We start from the raw sequence: 3,320 nt of genomic DNA, 5'->3' as shown, positions 1-3,320 counted from the left end.
CGGGAAAACAGTGTTACATCAGTTTTCCCGAAATGAATTAGCAATAGGCTCAGAAGGTGTTGATCTTCTAAAAAACACAACAGTAGCCATTTTAGGAATAGGTGGCGTTGGTTCTTTCGCGGCAGAAGCATGTGCAAGAAGCGGAGTCGGAAAAATCATCTTGGTTGATAAAGACAATGTAGATATAACCAATATTAATCGTCAATTGGTTGCGTACACATCAACCGTGGGACGCTCGAAATCTGAAGTCATGAAAGAACGAATTTTAGATATTAATCCTCAGTGTGAAGTACACGATTTACATATGTTTTACACTGAAGAAACATTTGAAGAGTTCTTCAGCCACAATATTGATTATGTAATCGATGCCTCTGACACGATTATTTATAAAATACATTTAATGAAAGAATGTTTAACGCGTGGAGTGAAAATTATTTCATGTATGGGTGCAGCAAACAAGACTGATCCTACTCGATTTAAAATTGCAGATATTTCTAAAACCCACACAGATCCATTAGCAAAAGTCATTCGCTCAAAATTACGTAAAGAAGGCATTTACAAAGGGATTCCCGTTGTCTTTTCTGATGAARGCCCAATCATTGTTAGAGAAGATGTAGTAGAGACGGTTGGAAAACCAGATGCTAAAATTCGTAAAGCGAAAATGCCACCATCATCCAATGCATTTGTTCCTTCTGTAGCTGGATTAGTAGCAGCTAGTTGGGTCATTAATGATATTACAAGAGAAATTCCAGTGAAACGGGTTCGTAAATAAATAACGAATGGAAGGCGGCCAGAAATGGTCGTCTTTTTTGTTTTTTACAAATAATGGATGATGTTTTAGTGGATTGTCGCAACTTTAGTGGATTTCGTCGCAACTTTAGTGATTATTATCGCAACTTTTGAATTATTGTCGCAACTTCTACGTTTATCGTCGCAACTATCCAATTTCCTCCTAATTCCGCACTCACTTGATTAAACAAAAGGCTCTGTTAAACTATCCTGTCGTTGATCGTACCTTTGCGCTAGCACACGTTCCACATGAACCAAAAGTACGGAAACCACATACTTGTGGGTCTCAAGCTTCACGCTCTTGCGGCATGCAAGGCGCATATGTACTTTTTTGTTTCTTTTTAATATAGACGGCATTCTTAACCTTTACCGAAATATAAAAAGCAGAAAGAGGTCGAAATAATATCTTCGACCGAACATCTACTTAAAGAAACCTTCTATTCTGTAGTAAACCAAACCAAAATTACTGTGTGCTTCCAGGTTGCAAGGGAGCGAGGGATGCACACCCGCCGCAGAATGATCTACAAAAAGGGGATGGGCGAGTGACGCAGTCACAATCAGCCCATCCTCTTTATTCTCTAGATTATTGTGCAGCAGGTAAAGCGTCAGAAGCGAACTGAAAACCTGTCATCCTCAGTGAATGGAATCAAGGTTTCGGTTCATAGTTGTAGTGTTATTTCTTAAATTGAATGTTATAAGATGTTTTGAAAATAATGGGTCTGTTAAACGATATTGTCGTCTATCGTACATTTGCGCTAGCCGCACGCTCTGCATGAGCCAACAAGTATGCAAACCACATACTTGTTGGTCTCACGTTTCACGCTCATGCGGTATGCAAGACGCAAATCAATATCAACAGCATTCTTTAACAAAACCCCCAAAAAAGAAGTAAATCGCAACCTCCAGCGATTTACTTCTTCTTCTGTTTAAAGCTCTCTAATTTCTGATAAATCCCAGCAAGTTTTTTCTCTTCGCCAGCTAAAACGGGATCATAATATTTCGTTCCAACTAAGTTATCAGGCAAGTATGTTTGATTGACCCAACCACCGAACGAGCCTATTGGGGTATTGTGCGGATACTTATATCCTTCGTGTCCAAGAGCGGCAGCTCCAGCATAATGTGTATCTTTTAAATGACTTGGAATATCACCAACTTTTCCAGCATGAATAGAAGCTATAGCGGCATCTATCGCTTTATAAGCTGAGTTTGATTTTTCCGATAAACACATCTCCACAACGGCATTTGCTAAAGGAATACGAGCTTCTGGCAATCCCAATCTTTCTGCAGCCTGTATACTTGCGAGAATATGAGGACCCACAGATGGATTGGCAATTCCGATATCTTCGTATGCCATTACCAGTAATCTTCTTGATACAGCTACTAAATCACCATTTTCAAGTAAATGTGCTAAATAATAAATCGCTGCATTCACATCACTACCGCGTACTGACTTTTGTAAAGCGGATAATAAATTGTAGAAATGCGAGCCTTTTTTGTCGCCGAAGACCCCGATACGGTCAACCAAGTTTTGCAGTAATGCATCTTCAACTATGGTGACTCCATCTTCTTCATCTGAAGCGGAAACAACAGATTCCAATATGGTTAATGCCTTTCTCGCATCTCCATTTGCGGCTTCAGCAATTTTCATTTGTTGTGATTGTGAAATTTCAATTTTTTGTCGCCCTAGTCCTCGTTTATCGTCACTTAATGCCCGTTGAATAAGAGTAAAAAGATCTTCATCCGTTAAACGTTTAAGTTGTTTAATTTCACCGCAACGTGAACGAATAGCCGGATTAACATCGTGAAAAGGATTTTCGGTTGTAGCCCCAATTAACACAATTGAACCATTTTCAACATGAGGAAGTAGGGTGTCTTGTTGTAGTTTATTAAAACGGTGGATTTCATCCAGAAACAGTAACACTTTTCCAGTCACGCGTGATTCATTGACTACATCTTCGATATCTTTTTTCCCTGAGCGAGTTGCATTGAGTGCAATGAATGGTATATTGCTAGTTCCGGCAATTGCATAAGCAAGAGAAGTCTTGCCAATTCCTGGTTCTCCATATAACAACATGGATGGAACATGTCCATTTATAATCATTTTATATAAGGGTGTGTGTTTACCAATAATGTCTTGTTGACCAGCGATTTCTTCTATTTTGTGTGGTCTCATACGATAAGCAAGTGGTTCATTTTGCAATCGATGCACCTCCTAAATTCGTACATTTGTTCTCTATTATACGTGGTCACTAGTGAAAAGTCATTTCAAAGGCGATTGGTCGGAAATGTGCTATACTATGTAAATGAATTCAGAGGATTTATAGAGGTGAATAACTTGAAAATATCGACAAAAGGTCGCTATGGTTTAACGATAATGATCGAACTGGCCAAACAGTTTGGAGAAGGACCAGTGCCACTCCGTAAAATAGCTTCAGAAAATGAGTTATCCGAGGCGTATTTAGAACAATTAGTATCTCCACTGCGTAATTCTGGACTTGTAAAAAGTGTCAGAGGTGCACATGGTGGTTATA

The 3,320-nt window shown here is 39.1% G+C and carries 3 protein-coding genes; 2 read left to right on the top strand and 1 reads right to left on the bottom strand.

Annotated elements, in window-relative coordinates; all coding sequences use genetic code 11:
• Positions 1-10 precede the first annotated feature (10 nt).
• The gene (locus tag AC1DOS_RS18930) at positions 11-772 is read left to right on the top strand and encodes a tRNA threonylcarbamoyladenosine dehydratase (protein ID WP_477538751.1); all 762 of its coding nucleotides are present in this window, start codon (positions 11-13) and stop codon (positions 770-772) included.
• 927 nt (positions 773-1,699) lie between these two features.
• Here AC1DOS_RS18930 and AC1DOS_RS18925 read toward each other — a convergent pair.
• A complete protein-coding gene (locus AC1DOS_RS18925; protein ID WP_477538750.1) occupies positions 1,700-2,989 on the bottom strand; it encodes a replication-associated recombination protein A in 1,290 nt (429 codons plus the stop codon).
• Positions 2,990-3,124: 135 nt separating this feature from the next.
• Between AC1DOS_RS18925 and AC1DOS_RS18920 the strand changes: the two genes are divergently transcribed.
• A partial coding sequence (locus tag AC1DOS_RS18920) for an RrF2 family transcriptional regulator (RefSeq protein ID WP_477538749.1) occupies positions 3,125-3,320 on the top strand: 196 nt, incomplete at its 3' end.

It is taken from the genome of Paenisporosarcina sp. P5_A11, assembly GCF_056400705.1.
The sequence above is the reverse complement of the archived record's forward strand: the minus strand, read 5'-3'. Positions and strand labels throughout refer to the sequence as shown.